Here is a 1831-nt window from a genome sequence, read left to right on the forward strand (position 1 = left end):
ACATTAATTTATGGCTGCTGGAAGATAACAACGGCTGGACGATTGTTGATACCTGTATGAACATGTCGTCGGCGCGACAGCAATGGGAAGAACTCTTTACTACCGTATTGCAAAATAAACCCATTACTCGAGTCATCGCCACCCACTTACACCCCGATCACGTCGGTCTCGCGGGCTGGCTATGTGAGCGCTTTGATTGTGAGCTATGGATGTCACGCACTGATTACACGATGTGCCGCATGCTGGTATCTGACACCGGGCGCGCAGCGCCGGAGGCCGGCATTCGTTTTTATCACCGCGCTGGTTTTAACGAGAAGCAACTGACGAGTTACCGCGAGCGATTCGGGGGCTTTGGCTCTGTGGTTTATCAGCTGCCGGACTCTTACCGCCGCCTAGTCGATGGCGACCACCTAGAAATCAATGGCAACTACTGGCAGATGGTTGTAGGCAAAGGCCACGCACCCGAACATATCTCGCTGTATTGCCCCGCGCTCAAATGCTTAATTTCGGGCGACCAAGTACTGCCTCGAATTACCTCTAACGTCAGCGTGTTCCCAACCGAACCCGAGGGCAACCCGCTGCGCGAATGGCTGCTCTCTAACGCCAGAATACGCGAGCTCTTGCCCGAGGATCTTTTAGTACTGCCTGCTCACGGCAACCCGTTCTACGGTCTGCACAAACGTTTAACCCAATTAATCGATGGTCACGAGCGTGACCTCGATGCGCTGTACGAACATTTGAGCGAGCCTAAACGCGCAATTGATTGCTTTGAGGTCCTGTTCCAGCGTGTGATTGGCGACGATATGATCATGATGGCGACGGGCGAGAGCATTGCGCACTTAAACTGCTTAAAGGATCGGCGCCGCATCAAACGCTTCTTGGACGAAGACGGCGTATATTGGTACCAAGCGTTACCCGAAAGTCGCCAAATCCGCCTGCCCTAAGTACAACAAGAACTCGATATTGAGCCCCAGCCAGAGCGCGGTAGACTCGAAACAGACAGCAGGAAATGCCCATGGACTTTGCTATACCGGAAGAACTACAAGCCTTTTTAAATGAAGTCGATGCTTTCATCGAAGCCGAGATCAAACCCCTTGAGCAAGCCGATGACAACATCCGCTTTTTTGATCACCGTCGCGAACATGCCCGCACCAATTGGGATGAGGGTGGTGTGCCCCGTGAAGAATGGGAGGCTTTATTAGCAGAGGCTCGCCGCCGCGCCGATGCCGCCGGCGTATACCGTTACCCCTTCCCAAGCGAGTTTGGAGGACGAAATGGTACAAATCTTGGTATGGCAATTATCCGCGAGCACTTAGCTGCTAAAGGTTTAGGATTACACAACGACCTGCAAAATGAGCATTCTGTGGTGGGTAACAATATCGGCTTGCTGCTGATGCTTGAATACGGCACGTCCGAACAAAAAGCCCATTGGATCGATGGCCTTGCCACGGGCAATAAAGGGTTTGCTTTTGGCATTACTGAACCCAACCACGGGTCGGATGCTACCCATATGGAAACCACGGCCATACGCCAGGGCAATGACTTCGTGATTAACGGGGTAAAAACTTGGAACACCGGCATTCATGTGGCTGAGTACGATATGGTCATGGCTCGCACCTCTGGCAAAGCCGGAGATGCGCAGGGCATTACCGCCTTTCTCGTACCCATGAAAGCACCTGGCGTCAAAATCGAAGAATTTTTGTGGACCTTCAACATGCCATCAGACCACGGTACCGTAAGTTTTACCGATGTCATGGTTCCTGAGAGCGCCATCTTCGGAGGTGAAGGCCGAGGCCTCCAAGTGATTCAACACTTCTTCAACGAGAACCGT

Annotated in this window: 2 protein-coding genes; both read left to right on the plus strand. The window is 52.4% G+C overall.

Annotation, left to right across the window (positions count from 1 at the left end; genetic code table 11):
- Positions 1-944 (plus strand): MBL fold metallo-hydrolase (locus tag ACTF5Z_RS12085; RefSeq protein WP_438985853.1); only part of this gene is annotated, 944 nt, incomplete at its 5' end.
- 71 nt (positions 945-1015) lie between these two features.
- The coding region (locus ACTF5Z_RS12090) for an acyl-CoA dehydrogenase family protein (RefSeq protein ID WP_438985854.1) at positions 1016-1831 on the plus strand (816 nt) is incomplete at its 3' end.

The sequence above is a fragment of the Aequoribacter sp. genome (genome assembly GCF_965659035.1).
In the GTDB taxonomy this organism is placed as follows: Bacteria; Pseudomonadota; Gammaproteobacteria; order Pseudomonadales; family Halieaceae; genus Aequoribacter.